The sequence below is a fragment of the Amycolatopsis heterodermiae genome, from assembly GCF_034929455.1.
GTDB classification, from domain to species: Bacteria; Actinomycetota; Actinomycetes; order Mycobacteriales; family Pseudonocardiaceae; genus Amycolatopsis; species Amycolatopsis heterodermiae.
The window spans coordinates 492567-509427 of the sequence record NZ_JAYFSI010000004.1 but is presented as its reverse complement, the minus strand read 5'-3'; the positions used below and the strand labels follow the sequence as shown (position 1 = coordinate 509427).

Genomic DNA, 16861 nt, shown 5'->3' with positions numbered 1-16861 from the left:
GTTACCGTAAGCACTCTAGGTCACGAAAACCTAGAAGGAGACCTTCTCCACTGAGTCCGAACGGAGTACGGACTCCTGCTGGAACTGCTTTTCGTAGTCGGCCCGGATGCCCTCGATCTCCCGCTCGGCGTCGCGGTCGGAGAACGGGTAGAGCAGCACGATCACGTGCGAGTGCTCCCGGACGATCGCGCCGGACCCGCCGCGCCACTGGCCGCTGCCGTCCAAGCGGGTGAAACCGTCGGGGAAGGCCGGCGTGATCTCACGGTCCGAGAACGCGGCGAACTCACGGTCGGTCACCTCGCTGCCGTCGGGCTTGCCGGTGCCGAAGAAGAGCTCGGTGCGCTTCCAGATCTCCCCCGGCGACTGCTGCGGCACCTGCGTGGCCGCCGGTGTGCCGGACGCCGCCGCGGCGCCACCGCCCAGCCCCAGTACCGCCGCCGCGGCGCACATCGTCACCGCCGCTCGTCGCGAAACCGCCATCGGCCGTCCCCTCCCCTGGTCGTCGAACCCGAGTTTCGCGGGCCCGACGCCGAGGGGGAACGACCGAAAGGGCGGCCTAGCGGGTGGTGTAGTTGGGCGCCTCGACGGTCATCGTGACATCGTGCGGGTGGCTCTCCTTGAGGCCGGCCGCGGTGATCCGGACCAGCTGCGCCTCCTGCAGCTGCGCGATCGTCTCGGCGCCCGCGTAGCCCATGCCCGCGCGCAGGCCGCCGACCAGCTGGTGCACCACGTTGGCGAGCGGGCCGCGGAACGGGATCCGGCCTTCGATGCCCTCGGGGACCAGCTTGTCCTCGTTGAGCACGTCGTCCTGGGCGTAGCGGTCCTTGGAGTACGACTTCGCCTCGCCGCGCGACTGCATCGCACCCAGCGAGCCCATGCCGCGGTAGACCTTGAACTGCTTGCCGTTGACGAGGATCAGGTCGCCGGGCGCCTCCGCCGTGCCGGCCAGCAGGCTGCCCAGCATCACCGTGGACGCGCCGGCCGCGATGGCCTTGGCGATGTCGCCGGAGTACTGGATGCCGCCGTCGCCGATCACCGGGATGCCCGCCGGGCGGGCGGCCTGGTCGGCCTCGTAGATCGCCGAGATCTGCGGGACGCCGACGCCGGCGACGATCCGGGTGGTGCAGATCGAGCCCGGGCCGACGCCGACCTTGATGCCGTCCGCACCCGCGTCGACCAGGGCCTGCGCGCCCGCGCGGGTCGCGACGTTGCCGCCGACGATGTCGACGGCGTCGCCCAGCTCCTTCTTCAGCAGCGAGACGGTGTCGACGACCGCGCGGGAGTGCCCGTGCGCGGTGTCGACCATCAGGACGTCGACGCCCGCGTCGGCCAGCGCCATCGCGCGCTTGTGGCCGTCCGGGCCGACGCCGACCGCGGCACCGACGATCAGCCGGCCGTCCGGGTCCTTCGTGGCCTTCGGGTACTGCTCGGTCTTCACGAAGTCCTTGACCGTGATCAGCCCGCGCAGCTTGCCCGCGCCGTCGACGATCGGGAGCTTCTCGATCTTGTGCCGGCGCAGCAGGCCGAGCGCGGCGTCCGCCGAGACGCCGACCTGCGCGGTGATCAGCGGCGCCTTGGTCATGACCTCGGACACCGGGCGGCTGTGGTCGACCTCGAACCGCATGTCGCGGTTGGTGATGATGCCCACGAGCGTGCCGGACGCGTCGGCCACCGGCACCCCGGAGATGCGGAACTTCGCGCACAGGGCGTCGACCTCGGCCAGCGTGGCGTCGGGCGCGCAGGTGACCGGGTCGGTGACCATGCCGGCCTCGGACCGCTTGACCACCTCGACCGCGGCGGCCTGCTCGTCGATCGGGAGGTTGCGCTGGAGCACGCCGATGCCGCCCTGGCGGGCCATGGCGATCGCCATCCGCGCCTCGGTGACGGTGTCCATCGCCGCGGACACCAGCGGGACCCCGAGGGTGATGTTCCGGGTCAGCCGGGTGCCGGTGTCGACCGTGCTGGGGACGACGTCCGATTCCGCCGGCAGCAGCAGCACGTCATCGAAGGTCAGGCCGAGCATGGCGAACTTGGCCGGAACGGGGGCGGTGATGCCGTCGCTGGTCATAGCGGGTGAAGGGCCTTCCTGGCGCGGGGTGAGCGGCGTCGCCGGGGCGACTCGGAGCCTTCCCCTCATGATATCCGGGCCCGGCCCCCGCCCCGGGTGGTGGGCGAGCCGCGAAGACCGACCGGTAGCGTGCAGGCCGTGGCGCATGACGTTCTGCCTCCGGACCCGTTCGCGGACGACCCGGACGACCCGGCCCGCGCGTTCCTCGACAACGAGGAACGGCTGGACGAGCCGATCAGCGACCAAGAACGCACCGAGCTGCTGGCCGATCTTTCGGATCTGGCCGTCTACCAGGCGCTTCTCGAGCCTCGCGGGGTCCGCGGGATCGTCGTGGACTGCGGCGAGTGCGACGAACCGCACTACCACGACTGGCACCTGCTGCGGGCCAGCCTGGAGCAGCTGCTGGCCGACGGGCGGATGCGCCCGCACGAGCCGGCCTACGACCCGAACCCCGGCGACTACGTCAGCTGGGACTACTGCCGCGGCTTCGCGGACGGCGTGACGGCGAACGAAAGCGCGTACTGAGCGCTCCCGACCGAACAAAAGAGCCCTGGTGAGCTTGCTCACCAGGGCTCTTTTCGGATGGTTACGGGGTGTTGCCGGTGCCCTGCGCGGCACCGCCCGCGGTCTCGCTGCGGGGTGAGGTGCCCGGGTCGTTGCCGCTCGCGGCCGTCGACGTCGGGGTGGTCGGCGGCGGAGGCGTGGGCGTATCGGTGGTCGGCGGCGGAGGCGTCGGGGTCGGCGTCCCGGTGCCCGGGAGGCTGGTGGTGCCGCTGCCGCTGCCCGGGATGGACGTCGCCGTACCGGCCGGCGGCACCTGCGTCGCCGAGCCGCCGGGCGGCACCTGCGTCGACGTGGTCTGGGTCGGGCTCTGAACCGGCGCGGCCGGGTTCTGGAGCTGGGCGGCGAGCTGCCGATGCTGCTCCATCAGCTGGTCGCGGTTGTCCTCGTCGCTGACCTGGGACAACGCGGTCTGGGCGTCCTGGAGGGCCTGGCGGGCGGTGGCGAGGTCGCCGCCGGCGAGGGCGAGGTTCGCCTTCTCGAGGTCGAGCTTCGCGCTCGCGGCCGCCTCGACCGAGTGCGTGTGATCGGAGTACAGGACCTTCGCGAGGCCCCAAAGCGTGTCGCCAGGTTCCGCGGAGCGCGCGGCCAGCCCGGTCCCGGTGAAGGCGATCGCCAGCACGGCGGCGGCGACGGCGACCGGGACGAGCAGCCTGCGGCGTCGTCCGCCCGAGGCGTGCCGCTGCGCGAGAGCGGCGGTGTTGACGGTGCGCACAGCTGTGTCGACGTCGACGAGTTCGGCCAGGGGCTCACTGTCGATGTCTCTTCGCCACGCCACCAGCAACGCGTTGAGCTCCTGGTCGCCGAGGCCGTCGGCCAAGGCCGGATCGGACCCGCCGAGCGCGTCGAGCAGCGCGTCGTCCGCCTGCACGGCCGTCAAGTCGGCGGCGAACTCCGCCTCCGAGCCCGACAGGCCATCACCCCAGATGTCGTCCTCGAAACCCTTTTCGTGACCGGTCACTCAGATCACCTCCTCCGCAGCCAAGACCTTTCTCAGCCGCGCGAGGGCGCGGTGCTGAGCGACGCGGACGGCGCCGGGGGTGGAACCCACCGCGTCCGCGGTTTCTTCCGCGGACAGGCCCACGACCACGCGCAACACCACGATCTCCCGCTGCTTGTCCGGCAGCACCTGCAACAACTGGGACATCCGCTCGTTCAGTTCACCCTGCAACGCCCGCTGCTCGGGACCGACGCCACCCTCGACCTCGTCGGGGATCTCGGCGACCGGTTCGGCGCGGTTGCGAGCCGCCGCGCGGTGCGCGTCGGCCACCTTGTGCTGGGCGATCCCGTAGACGAAGGCCAGGAAAGGGCGCCCTTGATCGCGGTACGAGGGCAATGCCGTTAGCACCGCGAGACACACCTCCTGCGCAACGTCGTCCGCCGAAGCGAACGATCGCTCCTGCCTGCCAACCCGAGCGCGGCAATACCGCACTACCAGTGGACGGATAGCAGCCAGCAGCCGCTCCACTGCCTGGGGATCTCCCTCGACAGCAGCGGCGACCGGTTCATCCAGTCCATCCCCCACATTGGCCATCGCAGACAACAGTCCCAGTGTTACGTGTAGGCGTGCAAAGAGTGCGGCCCGCGGTTGCCCTCAGCCGCGCACCGGTGACCGCTACCGTACCTTCGGCCGGCCTCGGAGCGGCACGCGCGGTACTCCCGGGCGCGCCGCGCCTCCCGGCGCCGCGAAAATACGGATTAGCCTCTGAAACCCGCGGTCGATGTCGTCGAATCAACGAGCGACGCGCGTCACAGGTACGTGTTCCCGTCCACCGGACGGGGCCGGGGCGGAAGACCGCCCCGGGGGCTGCCCCGAAGGGCGCCGGAATGTGATGGGGACCACACAAGTGCGGGCCAGGGCGGTGCGCCCTGGCCCGTCGTCACCTGTATTCCGGCCGTGTCAGGATCGAGGAGAGTGCCGTGGAACCGGTCAGCTGACCAGGCCGCGGCGGAAGCCGTGAGCCACGGCCTGCGCGCGGTCGCGCACGCCGAGCTTGCGGAACAGCCGCCGGGCGTGGGTCTTGACCGTGTCCTCGGACAGGTAGAGCTCGCGGCCGATCTGGCCGTTGCTCTTGCCCTGGCTCATCCCGCGGAGCACCTGAAGCTCGCGCTCGGTCAGCTGGACGCCCGGGTCGGACGGCTGACGGGGCGCGGGCACCGAGGTACTCGCGAGGGTGTGGGCCAGTGCGGCGACCAGCTCCGGCCGGGACGCGTCCCAGCGGAGGTAGCCACGGGCACCACCGGCGATCGCGGCGGCGATGCTGCCCGCGTCGTCCGGGGCGCCGAACACGATGACGTTCGCCTGGGGGTTCGCGGAGACGAGCCGCCGGGTGGCCTCGACACCTGTCGGGACCGCGCGTTGCGTCCCGACCAGCACGACGTCGACGGGCTGACGGGAGTACCGGGCCAGCAGCTCGTCACCGTGCGCTACGCAGTCGATGCGACTGACCCCAGGGACCGCGGACATCACTCGGGTGAGCCCTTCACGGACACTGCGTCGGTCGTCGCAGATCAAGACCGTCGTCACGGGGTTTCCTTCCTGCAGCCGGGTGACATTCCACTTCCCCTATCGGACGCTTTAGCCCGAACCTTGACACGATCCGGTGGCTTTTTTTGAAACTTCTTAGCCCGGATGCCGGAACACCCCATTCCGACGGCTCAACCACCCGGGGCGGGGACCCATGGTGAATCCTCCGCGATCCTCCTCCCGCAAGGATCTGCGCTTCGTAACACTGCGTGCAACACCTGGGCCGTTCTGAATCGATACTCCTCGGCGTGTCCTGGGCGCAAGTCGGCCGCGACGAGGGCGGCCGGCCACAAAAGTGAAAGCAATTCGCATTCTTCGGCGGTCGCCATTGCCTTTCCGACAAGGTCGTCCGAAATCTTCCGGTGATCGGGCGCGCCGGCCGCCCGCAAGGCCACAGCCAGCACGATCCCGGATTTGACCGCGTGCCGCCGCGCCCCGCGCGCGACGGCCGTTTCGAATGCGCGCTCGGCGGGCGCCACGGCGGCGGCACCCCGACCGGCGGCGAGCTCGATCTCGGCGCCGACCCAGCCGCCCCGGACGGTCGCGCGCCACCCGGAGTGCTGGTCGGCGGCCCGTCCGGCCAGCCGCCGGGCCGCGGCGAGGCGGCCGAGCGCGAGGTTGTCGGCGGCCAGGCCGAGCAGCGCGTCGGCCCGGGCACCGGCGGCGTCGAGGCCGTCCGGGTCGGGAGCGGATGTCAGGCCGACGGCCTTGGCGAAGGCCTCACCGTCGAGCGCGCGGGCGTTGGCGTGCCCACCGAGCTGCCGCCGGTGCGCGGCGAGCGTGCTGGCGGCGAGGGAGCTTCGGAGGGGGTCCTTCGCCGCGCGGAGCGGACCGAGGAGCGTCGCGGCGGCCGCGTACCGGCCCTGGGCGCCGAGGACGATCGCCGCGAGCAGGCGCTCGGTCGAGGTGCGGGCACCACGGAGGACGGCGGGATCGGGCAGCGGCTCACCCCCGAAGGCGGCGGCCCGCAGGGCGGGTTCGTGCACCCGTCCTTTCTAGCGGGTCCCACCGACAAGAACGTGATCGAAGTGGGATTGGGAGCACGGCGGCTGGCTCGTGAAGCTGCCCCCGCGACATCCCCGGGCAGCCCAACCGGCCAACAGCGACTCCCGCCGGGCGAGCGCCCACCGGACAGGCTCTGAAGGTGCCCCTCACGGGATAGCAACAAACCGTCGTCAGCTCCAAGGCAAGGCCGAGCCAAAGTTCGCGGTCGGCCAGGTCGTGAAGGGGCACCTTCAGGGACCTAAAAGGCATGAAGGCGCCCCTCACGGCATCCCTGGCAGGCCGAACATGCCCCCGCCCATCCCTGGGGGGCGTCCCCGCTCCAGCGTATCGGCGGGGCGTGACAAAACCGGCGGATCGCGGTTCGCGGAGTCGGAGTTGTCCACATCCGGCGCGGGCTGTGGACAACTCCCGAAAGGTGCTCAGCGGCGGGTGCCGACCAGGACGTGCTCGATGCGGTCCGCCGCCCCGGGGAGGTCCGGGAGCAGCTCGACCTTCTCCGGCAGCGCCGCCGGGTCCCAGCCCGGGCCGCAGGCGAACAGCCTGCTGCGCTGGCGGCCGCGGGAGACGCGCGCGAACAGGCGGGTGTCCGCGACCCCGCGGCGGTGGGCCCACAGGACGATCGCCGCCGGGGCGCTGCGGCGGACCGCCACCGCCAGGACCTCGGCGGGCAGCGGCACCCCGAACAGCTGGGCGCCGATCCGGCGGCCGGCGAGCGACGCCGCGAGCGCGTACATCGGCATTGTGTCGCGTTCGTCCGGGGCGGCGCCGAGCAGCACCGGACGGGTGTTGCGGGGCTCGTCCAGCACCGGGGTGGCGCGCACCAGGGCCGCGAACACGCACTCGGTGAGCAGGTACTCGACCTCCGCGCCCGCGCTGGCCCCGCGCCAGCGGGCGCCGAGCGCCGACAGCACCGGCTCGACGACGCCCGTCCAGGCGGGCAGCACCCCGAGCTCGGTGATGGTGTCGGCGAGCATGTGCTGCACGGCGTGGACGTCCATGGCGAGCGCGGCCGTGCTCAGCCGCCGGGCGAGCCGGGACCGGACTTCGTGGCCGTCGTCGGCCGGGTCGGGTCCGGGAGGCTCCCCCGCCTCCTCCGGCTGGGGCGGCCCGGAGCGCGGGATCTGCTCGAGGGCGTACCGCGCGGCCTCCGCCGTCGAAGCGCCGCTGAGGAGCGCTCGCTGCATCAGTTCCAGCCGGCCGATGTCGGAGGTGCCGTAGCGGCGGTGGCGTCCGTCTGTGTGGCGGCTGGGGCCCAGTCCGTAGCGCCTGTCCCACGTTCGGAGGGTGGACGGCGCGACCCCGAGCCGGCGGGCGACCGAGGCCACCGGCAGGGTGGGTTCTTCGGTACCCGACCCAGCTCCCACGAGCCTCAATATCCAGGCACTCACCCAGGTCGGCAACCGGAGGCAGAACCCCCGCTCACACATCCGGGGGATGCCTAACGGCTGACATCGACCCGAATCGCTTGAACAACTATTGGCGCGCTTCTAACGTTACCGCCGTTGCACCGAATGGAGTATCGACTCCACAGCAGAGCAGCTAGCGGCATCGACCGAATGACGGAGGCGGGTCACGATGGCAGACACGCGCAGGCTCCCGGGCCCCAACGCCGACATGTGGGACTGGCAGCTGGAGGGGTCGTGCCGGGGGATGGACAGTGCGTCCTTCTTTCACCCGGACGGCGAGCGCGGCCCGGCGCGGGCACGGCGGGAGGCCAGGGCGAAAGCGGTCTGCCTGAGCTGCCCCGTCCTCGAGATGTGCCGCAGCCACGCGCTGGCGGTGCACGAGCCCTACGGCATCTGGGGCGGGCTCTCCGAGTCCGAGCGGGAGCACCTCATCAAGGCGGACAAGCGCACCCTCACCATGTCGGGCGGCTGAGGGTCCACGAACAACGGAGGGCGGCACCGGGTGGGGTGCCGCCCTCCGTGCTTTCCAGGCCACGGCCCGGGACGGGAACGGGGCGGCACCCCTTGCGGGATGCCGCCCCGTTCTCGTGTCCGGACGTGCGTCAGTGCGAGTGGCCGTGGCCCGCCGCGGCGGGCTCTTCCTCGGCCGGCTTCTCGACGATCGAGCTCTCCGTGGTCAGCACCAGGCGCGCGATCGAAGCGGCGTTCGCCACCGCGGACCGGGTCACCTTGACCGGGTCGACGATGCCGGCGGCCAGCAGGTCGGTCAGCTCGCCGGTGGCGGCGTTGAAGCCGTGCCCCCAGCTCTGCTCCCGCACCTTGTTGACGATGACGGCGCCCTCGTGGCCCGCGTTGGTCGCGATCCAGAACAGCGGCGCGGACAGCGCGTCACGCACGATGCGGACGCCGGTCGCCTCGTCGCCCTCGAGGCCGAGGCCGCCTTCGAGCTCCTTGACCGCGTGCACCAGCGCCGAACCACCGCCGGGCAGGATGCCCTCTTCGACGGCCGCCTTGGTCGCCGCCACGGCGTCCTCGATGCGGTGCTTGCGCTCGTTGAGCTCGGTCTCGGTCGCCGCGCCGACGCGGATCACCGCGACGCCGCCGCCGAGCTTCGCGAGCCGCTCCTGCAGCTTCTCGCGGTCCCAGTCGGAGTCGGTGGTCTCGATCTCCTTGCGGATCTGCGCGATCCGGCCCTGGATGACGTCCTTGCTGCCACCACCGTCGACGATCGTGGTGTCGTCCTTGGTGACGACGATCCGGCGGGCCTTGCCCAGCGAACCGAGGTCGGTCTCGGACAGCTTCTGGCCGATCTCCGCGGAGATCACCTCGCCGCCGGTGACGAACGCGAGGTCGTCCAGGAACGCCTTGCGGCGGTCACCGAAGAACGGCGCCTTGACGGCGACCGCGGTGATCGTCTTGCGCAGCGAGTTCACCACGAGGGTGGACAGCGCTTCGCCGTCGACGTCCTCGGCGATGATCAGCAGCGGCTTCTTGGCCTCGACGACCTTCTCGAGCACCGGCAGCAGCTCGGCCAGCGACGAGACCTTCTCGCGGACGAGCAGGATGTAGGCGTCCTCGAGGATCGCCTTCTGCTCCTCCGGGTTGGTCGCGAAGTGCGCCGAGAGGAAGCCCTTGTCGAACTGGACGCCCTCGGTGATCACCAGCTCGGTCGCCAGGGTCGACGACTCCTCGATGGTGATGACGCCGTCTTCGCCGACCTTCTCGACGGCTTCGCCGAGGAGGGCGCCGATGTTGGCGTCGCGCGAGGTCACGGTGCCGACCTGGGCGATGCTCTCGCGGCCCTTGACCGGGGTGGCCTTGCTCTTGAGGACCTCGATGACCTTCGCCGCGGCGGCTTCGATGCCACGGCCGATCGACGTCGGGTTCGCGCCGGCCGCGACGTTGCGCAGGCCGACCTTCACCAGCGACTGCGCGAGCACGGTCGCGGTCGTGGTGCCGTCACCGGCGACGTCGTTGGTCTTGGTGGCGACGCTCTTGGCGAGCTGGGCGCCGAGGTTCTCGAACGGGTCGTCGAGCTCGATCTCCCGGGCGACGGTCACGCCGTCGAGGGTGATGGTCGGGCCGCCGAACTTCTTGTCGAGCACGACGTGACGACCGCGCGGGCCGAGGGTGACCTTGACCGCGTCGGCGAGCTTGTTCACCCCGCGCTCCAGCGCGCGACGAGCGTCCTCGTCGAAACTGATCTGCTTGGGCATAGCGTGTTCCGCTTACCTTTCGTTGAACGCAAGAACGCCCCGCTCCCCGGCGTTGTGCGGGGCCCGGGGCGTCATGCGCTGCGAGCGGACGTCAGTTGATGACGGCCAGCACGTCGCGGGCGGACAGGATGAGGTAGTCCTCACCGTTGTACTTGACCTCGGTGCCGCCGTACTTCGAGTAGATGACGACGTCGCCGACGGAAACGTCGAGCGGGACGCGGTTGCCCTTGTCGTCGATCCGGCCCGGGCCCACGGCCAGAACCTTGCCCTCCTGGGGCTTCTCCTTGGCGGTGTCGGGGATGACGAGGCCGGAAGCGGTCGTCTCCTCGGCCTCGCTCGTCTGGACAACGATCTTGTCCTCGAGCGGCTTGATGTTCACGCTCACCGGGTTGACCTCCACGGTCGTCGAAAGCGTTGGCAGGATGTGGTTACGGCTCTACCACCCCCGCCGTCGCGGGTGCCGGGGCTGTCGGGCCGTGCGATTAGCACTCTAGCCACGGGAGTGCCAGCCGTGCAACCAGGGTCCACCCGAAGGCCGGTGCCGTCATTCTTCGGCAGGTCGGCGGCGGCTCTTACCCCCGGCGTGAGTTTCTGGTTAGGTTCTCACCGTCTGGCACCTGGACCCTGGGGGTTTATGCCCATGTCGTCTCGTTCGCTCTCCAGAACGGCGGCGCTGGCCGCTGCCGTTGCCCTGCTCGGTGGGCTCGCCACCGCGCCCGCCCACGCCGCTACCACCGATCAGCGGCAACGCGACTTCGCTGCCGCGGCCGCCGAGTTCGGGGTTCCGCTCGACGTCCTGCTCGGCGTCTCCTACCTCGAGTCCCGGTGGGACTTCAACGGCGGGACGCCCAGCACGGCCGCCGGGTATGGGCCCATGCACCTCACCGACCTGCGGGAAGCCGGGGTCGCCGGCACTCACCACGACGTCGGCAGCGAAGACCCTCGTGGGGACGATGCGCGGCCCGCGTTGCATCCGCAGGCCGGGCCCGACGTGCCGCCGCAAGGCGGGCTGCAGACCGTCGACGAGGCCGCTCAGCTGCTCAAGACCGATGCGAAGACCCTGCGTACCGACACCACGCAGAATATCCGGGGTGGCGCCGCACTGCTCGCGAAGTACCACCTCGGCCAGACCGGCTGGTACGACGCCGTCGCGCGGTACAGCGGGGCCGACCAGGCCGCTGGGCAGACCTTCGCCGACGAGGTCTTCGCGACCATCAAGAGCGGCGTGAGCCGGACCACCGACGACGGCCAGCTGGTCACCCTCGCCGCCACGCCCGGCGTCACCGTGCCGCAGCACGCCGAGGTGGCGAACCCGGCGAACGTCGAGTGCCCGCGGACCGTCACCTGCGAGTCCGTGCCGGCGCCCTACCAGGAGCTGCCGGGCAACGACTACGGCAACCACGACCTCGCCAACCGGCCGGTGAGCCAGAAGATCGACCACATCGTCATCCACGACACCGAGGGCTACTGGGACAGCGTCCTCAAGCTCGCCCAGGACCCGACGTACGTCAGCTGGAACTACACCGTCCGCTCGGCCGACGGCCTGATCGCGCAGCACGTGCCGACCAAGGACGTCGCCTGGCACGCCGGCAACTGGTACATCAACGCCAAGTCGATCGGCGTCGAGCACGAGGGCTTCGCCGCGAAGGGCACCTGGTACACCGAGGCGATGTACCGCTCGAGCGCGAAGCTCGTCGGTTACCTCGCGCGCAAGTACGGCATCCCGCTCGACCGCGCGCACATCATCGGCCACGACAACGTGCCCGGCACGATCCCCTCGACGATCGCCGGCATGCACTGGGACCCGGGCCCCTTCTGGGACTGGTCGCACTACTTCGACCTGCTGGGCGCGCCGCTCGGCGGGTTCGGGCTGCCCGGCTCGTCGCTGGTCACCATCGACCCGGACTTCGCGAAGAACCAGCCCGCCTTCACCGGCTGCGACTCCGCCGGAACGCCTTGCGCGCCAAGGGGTTCCGAGGCCGTCGTGCTGCACTCGCAGCCTTCCGAGTCCTCGCCGCTGCTGGTCGACGTCGGCCTGCACCCCCAGGGCACACCGTCCACTATGGACGTCGCGGACGTCGGCAGCCGGGCCGCCACCGGGCAGCAGTACGCCGTCGCCGGCACCAGCGGCGACTGGACGGCGATCTGGTTCCTCGGGCAGAAGGGCTGGTTCCACAATCCGCGCAAGGCGAGCGTCGCGAAGCCCGCGATCGGGCTCGTGGTGACGCCGAAGCCCGGCCTGGCCACGATTCCGGTGTACGGCCGCGCCTATCCCGAGCCCGAGGCCTACCCGGCGAACCTCACGCCGCAGGCCATCACGCCGCTGCCGTACACGCTGGCCGCCGGGCAGCGGTACTCGTCGGCCGGGGTGGTCGGGTCGGAGTACTACTCGGCGACGACGTTCGACGTCGCCGACCACGTGGTCGTGAAGGGCAAGCTCAAGTACGTCCAGATCCAGTTCGGGCACCGGATCGCCTTCGTCAAGGCGGACGACGTCCGGTTCCTGCCCGCGTTCTAGCCGGGTCGGCGGAGGTCGCGCTCAAGCGTCGAGCGCGACCTTCGCCCCGGTCGAGGTCTCGGTGTTGCGGCGCGTTTTCGCCCAGCCGTTGCGGCCGCGGATCAGGCGGAACAACGCGCGCCACGACGTCACGTAGAACGTGTAGATGTACGCCGCGTACGCGAAGCCCAGGCCGATGCCGCGCAGGATGTTCCTGCTGCGCAAGCACTTCAGCTGGTAGACCGGGCCCCAGACGAGGAACGGCAGCAGGCCGAACGACCCGTAGATGGCGAAGAGGATCCAGGCACCGCCGGTGAACCACGTCCACATCTGCGCCGGGTCGCCCGCGGTGCTGAAGAGCAGCAGCAGGAACGGGATCGGGTAGAGCAGCGACCCGAGCAGCTGCAGCCACGGCTGGGCGAGGTAGTACATCATCTCCGCCGCGCCGAGCGTGCTGACGTGCGGCGAGTCCCAGATCCGCCGCAGGTACCGCGCGCACTGCATGGTGCCCTGGCCCCAGCGCGTGCGCTGCACCAGGAACCGCCGCAGGCTGTACAGACCCTCCTGCGCGACATGGGAATCCGGCGTGAACCCGGTGCGCCAGCCCTCGGTGAGCAGGTGGACGCCGAGCTCGAAGTCCTCCAGCAGCGAACCGCGCCACGGCTGCTCGTCGGGGCCGGCGATCGAGTCGAGCGCGGTGAGCCGGGTGAACTGGCCGTTGCCGCCCATGGAGATCGTGCCGGTGAACCCGCGTGACGTCTGGATCGCCGCGATCGCCGTCCGGAACTCCAGGTCCTGCAGCTGCGCGAGCTTCAGGCCGAACCAGCGGCCGGCCGGGTTGCGCGTCGGCGGCGGGGTTTCGACGTTGCTCATCCAGACGTCGAGCTGCACCGCGCCGATCCCCGCGTCGCCGAAGAGGTGGCCGGCCGCGCAGACCTCCAGGCAGTTCGGCGCCGGGCGGCCGTCGGCGTCGACCACCACGACCACGACGTCGTCGCGGGGCGCCTCCCGCCCCATCCAGTTGTTCAGGGCCCGGTAGGCCGCGTTGAGCGCGTCACCCTTGCCGGTGCGGGCGTCGGGGCGGACGCGCGGCACGAGGTGCAGGTACGGGTCGTAACCGCCGTGGCGCCGCCACAGCATCCGGACGACGCGGGCGGTGCGGTCCTCCGAGTCGTCGTCGACGACCCAGACGTGCGCGTGCCGGAACGTCGTGCGCAGGTAGCGGATCGTCTCGCCGATGACGGCCTGCTCGTCGCGGCACGGCACGAAGAAGTGCCAGGTGAAGTCGGCCGGGTCGCCGACCGGGCCGGGCTTGCGGCGCAGGTACGGCACCACGATCAGCACGACGTAGACCAGGAACGCGACGCTCATGGTCAGCGCGAACGCCTGGGTGATCGCCAGGAGGACCTTGACGCTCATGCGACGGCCTTCGGCTTGCGCGTCGCGAGCCAGACGAACAGCACGAGCGAGACGGCGCCGCCGAACACGCTCACCATCGAGCCGAGCAGGGTGTGGCCCCAGTAGTAACCCTCGTCCGGGCCGAGCCAGTGGACCAGCCCGACGATCGTGAGAATGCGCAGCTGGTTCACCAGCACGACGACGACCGCGGAAATACCGAGGGAAAAGAAGAGCCGTTTCGCATTGGCGGGACGGAAGTAGAGCATCGCCATCGTGACAACGAGCAGTGGCAGCAAAAGGAACGCCGACGAACATTCCGGGGTCATTCTCAACCCGAACGGAGTAGCGCCACTCAACCCAAAGTAAACGGACTCCCGATCGGGTGCCACATAAACACCCGATGTAGTGATGACATTGAGGATCGCACCCGCGAGCCGCACTTCCAGTTCGCGGTAGAACCGCTCGGTCAGCACCACCACGGCTCCCGCGGCCGCCAGCGCACCCAGCGCCACGACCAGCGGAAACTTCGTCATCCCTGCGTTCGGAGCGCTCGCTACGGCCACGACTTTCCTCTCGGAGACGATTTCTCGTTCAAGCTGCGGACCCCGGGCGAGCGTAAGTCACGACCACCCCGCGGTTCCACTCGGAGGTGGGGTTTAGGCGGCCATTCGGCAGTTCCGGCAGCGAACTTGCTAGGCCGTCCGGGTGATGCCGAATTCGACCTGGGGGAATGTCCCGTAGTACTACCCGATCCGGTGATTCGCCAAATTTTGTGTGCTATTCGCGGCGGTCTTGGCGATAGTCGATTCGCGTGCCGAATCGAGGCAAGCCGGATGCATCCGCGCCCGCAGTCACGTGAACCCCAACCCCCGAGAAACTCAGCGAATTCGGAGGATCAGTTGATGAAGAGCTCCCTCGTGCGACGCGGCGGACTGCTCGCCGCGGTCGTGGCGAGCGTCGTGCTCGCCGGTGCGGCCCCCGCTTCGGCGGCCCCCGGCGACGGTTCGGCGTACGGCGTCAAGGTGAACGTGACGCTGCTCGGCCAGCCCGCCGTGAACGTGGGCCCGCTCGCGGCCGCGAACACCGCCGGCCCGACCACGAGCACCGTGGCCAGCGCGAACGCGTCCGGGATCCTGACCGCCGGCGTGATCACCGCCGAGGCCAAGCGCGACGACGACTCCGGCGCGGTCACGGCGAAGGCGACCACCGCCGACGTCGGCCTGCCGCTGCTCAAGGCCGCGCTCGGCACCGTCGGCGTCAAGACCGTCGAAGCCGTGTGCACCGCCACCCAGGAGGGCGTCAAGGGCAGCAGCACGCTGGCCGACGCGAAGTTCGGCAGCATCGGCGCGGTCGACGCCAACCCGGCGCCGAACACCCAGATCAAGGTGGCCATCGGCCTGGTCAACGTGGCGACGGTCGTCCTCAACGAGCAGATCCAGAACAAGGACGGCAGCCTCACGGTCAACGCCCTCCACGTGAAGCTGCTCGGCGGGGTCGTCGGCGCGATCGGCTCCGGCGACGTCGTCGTGTCGTCGGCGACCTGCGGCCCGGCCGCGCCGCCGATGCCGCTGGCGTCCGGTGCCGGCCTGTGGGTCGGGCTCGGCCTGCTCGGCGCGATCGCGCTGCCGGTCGGGACGCGCATCCTCCGCAACCGCCGCACGGCCTGAGTGAGGCCCGGATGTACAAGATGCCGGGCGCGGGCGTCGGCGTGGCCGGTGGCGGGGTGGGCACCCTCGCCGCCACCGGTGCCGACATCGGGTGGTGGCTGGCCGTCGGCGTGCTGCTGGTCCTGCTCGGGACCGTCGCGCTGATCGCCGTCCACCGCCGCAACCGCCGTCTCTCCCAGGCGCGGGAGCACTGAGGCCGGGGCCGTCGGCGTGCGCCCCTCGCACGCCGGCGGCCCTTGCCGGAGATATGCACAGTATGGAGACTGGACGATGCCGCGGCGTCGGTCCGGAATTTTCATGGAGACTGGACGATGTGGAAAAGGGGCACCGCGGGGTGGATGTGATGTTGCTGGCCGGGACCCGCCCGGAAGCGCTCAAGCTCGCGCCGCTGGCACTGGCCATGGACGCCCACCCGGCGCTCCGGCCGATCCTGGTGCACAGCGGCCAGCACGCGGGCATGGTCGAGCAGGCGCTGCTGCCGTTCGGCCTGGTCGTCGACGAGTGGCTGGACGTCCCGCCGCGCGTCACCGGCGGCCAGGCGGAGCTCGTGGCCGGCCTGCTGCCCGCTCTGGACGAAGCGCTCCGCCGGTACGCGCCGGCCGCGCTGGTCGTCCAGGGCGACACGACGACGACGCTGGCGGGCGCGCTCGCCGCGTTCTGGCTGGGCATCCCGGTGGTGCACCTGGAGGCCGGGCTGCGCACGCACGACCTCACCGCGCCGTTCCCCGAGGAGGGCGCGCGGCAGATGGTGTCCCGGCTGGCCGCGCTGCACCTGGCCCCGACCCTCGGCGCGGCCGCGGAGCTGCGCGCGGAAGGCGTTGCGCGGCAACGCATCGCGGTCACGGGCAACACGGTCGTCGACGCGGTGCTGGAGATCGCGGCCCGCGACCTCCCGGCGCGCGACACGGCACTGGCGTTGCTGGAGATGGGGCTCGCCGAGGCGGGCGAGCGGCTGGTGCTGGTGACGTCGCACCGCCGCGAGTCCTGGGGTGAGCCGCTCGAACGGACGCTGGCCGCGGTGCAGCTGATCGTCGCCGAGCACCCGGACGTCCAGGTGCTGTTCCCGGCGCACCCGAACCCGCAGGTCAGGGACCAGGTGGAGGCCGCGCTGGGCGGCCTGCCGCGGGTGACGGTGACGGACCCGCTGGAGTACCCGGACCTGGTCCGCGCGCTGCGGCTGGCGTCCCTGGTGCTGACGGACTCGGGTGGCATCCAGGAGGAGGCGCCGACGTTCGGCACCCCGGTGCTGGTCCTGCGCGACGTCACCGAGCGCGCCGAGGTCGTCGAGGCCGGCTGCGCCTGGCTGGTCGGCACGGACACGGCCCGCATCGCCGACACGGCGGCCCGGCTGCTGAGCGGTGAGCTGCGCACGGCGCAGGTGGGAAACCCTTACGGCGAAGGCAATGCGGCCGTCCTGGCCGTCGCGGCGATCGAGGAGCTGCTGGGCGTCGGGACCCCGGCGCACCGGCACGCCGCGGCCTCGTAGGCCCGGACTTGTCGTGAGTGTTTAGGGCGG

17 protein-coding genes are annotated in these 16861 nt (G+C 71.0%); 6 read left to right on the top strand and 11 right to left on the bottom strand.

The window, feature by feature from the left end:
• Positions 1-30 precede the first annotated feature (30 nt).
• On the bottom strand, positions 31-480 hold the full coding sequence (locus tag VA596_RS21495) for a DUF3574 domain-containing protein (RefSeq protein ID WP_323329585.1): 450 nt from the start codon (positions 478-480) through the stop codon (positions 31-33).
• A gap of 76 nt (positions 481-556) precedes the next feature.
• Complete coding sequence (gene guaB, locus VA596_RS21490; RefSeq protein ID WP_323329584.1) at positions 557-2068, bottom strand: IMP dehydrogenase; 1512 nt, start codon at positions 2066-2068, stop codon at positions 557-559.
• 129 nt (positions 2069-2197) lie between these two features.
• Here guaB and VA596_RS21485 point away from each other — a divergent pair, with 129 nt between their 5' ends.
• Positions 2198-2593, top strand: coding sequence for a DUF5319 domain-containing protein (locus tag VA596_RS21485; protein WP_247060636.1), 396 nt, complete (start codon positions 2198-2200; stop codon positions 2591-2593).
• 61 nt (positions 2594-2654) lie between these two features.
• Here VA596_RS21485 and VA596_RS21480 read toward each other — a convergent pair whose 3' ends face one another.
• The 5 genes from VA596_RS21480 to VA596_RS21460 all read right to left on the bottom strand — a co-directional run bounded on the left by VA596_RS21480 (position 2655) and on the right by VA596_RS21460 (position 7486).
• Complete coding sequence (locus tag VA596_RS21480; RefSeq protein WP_323329583.1) at positions 2655-3590, bottom strand: anti-sigma-D factor RsdA; 936 nt, start codon at positions 3588-3590, stop codon at positions 2655-2657.
• Complete coding sequence (locus VA596_RS21475; RefSeq protein WP_026468912.1) at positions 3591-4163, bottom strand: sigma-70 family RNA polymerase sigma factor; 573 nt, start codon at positions 4161-4163, stop codon at positions 3591-3593.
• Positions 4164-4559: 396 nt separating this feature from the next.
• Positions 4560-5156: a response regulator transcription factor gene (locus tag VA596_RS21470; RefSeq protein ID WP_003073605.1), complete on the bottom strand. Its 597-nt coding sequence runs from the start codon at positions 5154-5156 to the stop codon at positions 4560-4562.
• Between the two features lie 131 nt (positions 5157-5287).
• Positions 5288-6142, bottom strand: a complete 855-nt coding sequence (locus VA596_RS21465; RefSeq protein ID WP_323329582.1) for a hypothetical protein — start codon at positions 6140-6142, stop codon at positions 5288-5290.
• A gap of 438 nt (positions 6143-6580) precedes the next feature.
• A complete protein-coding gene (locus VA596_RS21460; RefSeq protein WP_323329742.1) occupies positions 6581-7486 on the bottom strand; it encodes a MerR family transcriptional regulator in 906 nt (301 codons plus the stop codon).
• A gap of 250 nt (positions 7487-7736) precedes the next feature.
• On the opposite strand from VA596_RS21460, the gene VA596_RS21455 reads away from it, so the two are divergent.
• Positions 7737-8039, top strand: a complete 303-nt coding sequence (locus VA596_RS21455) for a WhiB family transcriptional regulator (RefSeq protein WP_323329581.1) — start codon at positions 7737-7739, stop codon at positions 8037-8039.
• A gap of 130 nt (positions 8040-8169) precedes the next feature.
• Here the strand turns inward: VA596_RS21455 and groL are convergent, their stop codons facing one another.
• Together groL and groES are read right to left on the bottom strand one after the other, a co-directional pair.
• Positions 8170-9783 (bottom strand): chaperonin GroEL, encoded by a 1614-nt coding sequence (gene groL, locus VA596_RS21450; RefSeq protein ID WP_323329580.1) that lies wholly within the window; start codon positions 9781-9783, stop codon positions 8170-8172.
• A gap of 91 nt (positions 9784-9874) precedes the next feature.
• A complete protein-coding gene (gene groES, locus VA596_RS21445; RefSeq protein ID WP_007031106.1) occupies positions 9875-10168 on the bottom strand; it encodes a co-chaperone GroES in 294 nt (97 codons plus the stop codon).
• 249 nt (positions 10169-10417) lie between these two features.
• On the opposite strand from groES, the gene VA596_RS21440 reads away from it, so the two are divergent.
• Complete coding sequence (locus tag VA596_RS21440; protein ID WP_323329579.1) at positions 10418-12301, top strand: N-acetylmuramoyl-L-alanine amidase; 1884 nt, start codon at positions 10418-10420, stop codon at positions 12299-12301.
• A 21-nt stretch (positions 12302-12322) separates the two neighbouring features.
• Here VA596_RS21440 and VA596_RS21435 read toward each other — a convergent pair whose 3' ends face one another.
• Positions 12323-13699 (bottom strand): glycosyltransferase family 2 protein, encoded by a 1377-nt coding sequence (locus VA596_RS21435; protein WP_323329578.1) that lies wholly within the window; start codon positions 13697-13699, stop codon positions 12323-12325.
• On the bottom strand, positions 13696-14211 hold the full coding sequence (gene xrtP / locus VA596_RS21430; RefSeq protein WP_323329577.1) for an exosortase P: 516 nt from the start codon (positions 14209-14211) through the stop codon (positions 13696-13698). Before xrtP ends, VA596_RS21435 begins: the two co-directional genes overlap by 4 nt.
• A 369-nt stretch (positions 14212-14580) precedes the next feature.
• Here xrtP and VA596_RS21425 point away from each other — a divergent pair, with 369 nt between their 5' ends.
• The 3 genes from VA596_RS21425 (at position 14581) to wecB (ending at position 16831) form a co-directional block, all read left to right on the top strand.
• Entirely contained in the window at positions 14581-15345 is a 765-nt protein-coding gene (locus tag VA596_RS21425) for a choice-of-anchor P family protein (RefSeq protein WP_323329576.1), read from the top strand.
• An 11-nt stretch (positions 15346-15356) separates the two neighbouring features.
• Positions 15357-15539 carry an LPXTG cell wall anchor domain-containing protein gene (locus tag VA596_RS21420; RefSeq protein ID WP_323329575.1) on the top strand — a complete coding sequence of 61 codons (183 nt, stop codon included), beginning with the start codon at positions 15357-15359 and terminating at the stop codon, positions 15537-15539.
• Positions 15540-15679: 140 nt separating this feature from the next.
• Complete coding sequence (gene wecB / locus VA596_RS21415; protein ID WP_323329574.1) at positions 15680-16831, top strand: non-hydrolyzing UDP-N-acetylglucosamine 2-epimerase; 1152 nt, start codon at positions 15680-15682, stop codon at positions 16829-16831.
• Positions 16832-16861 lie beyond the last annotated feature (30 nt).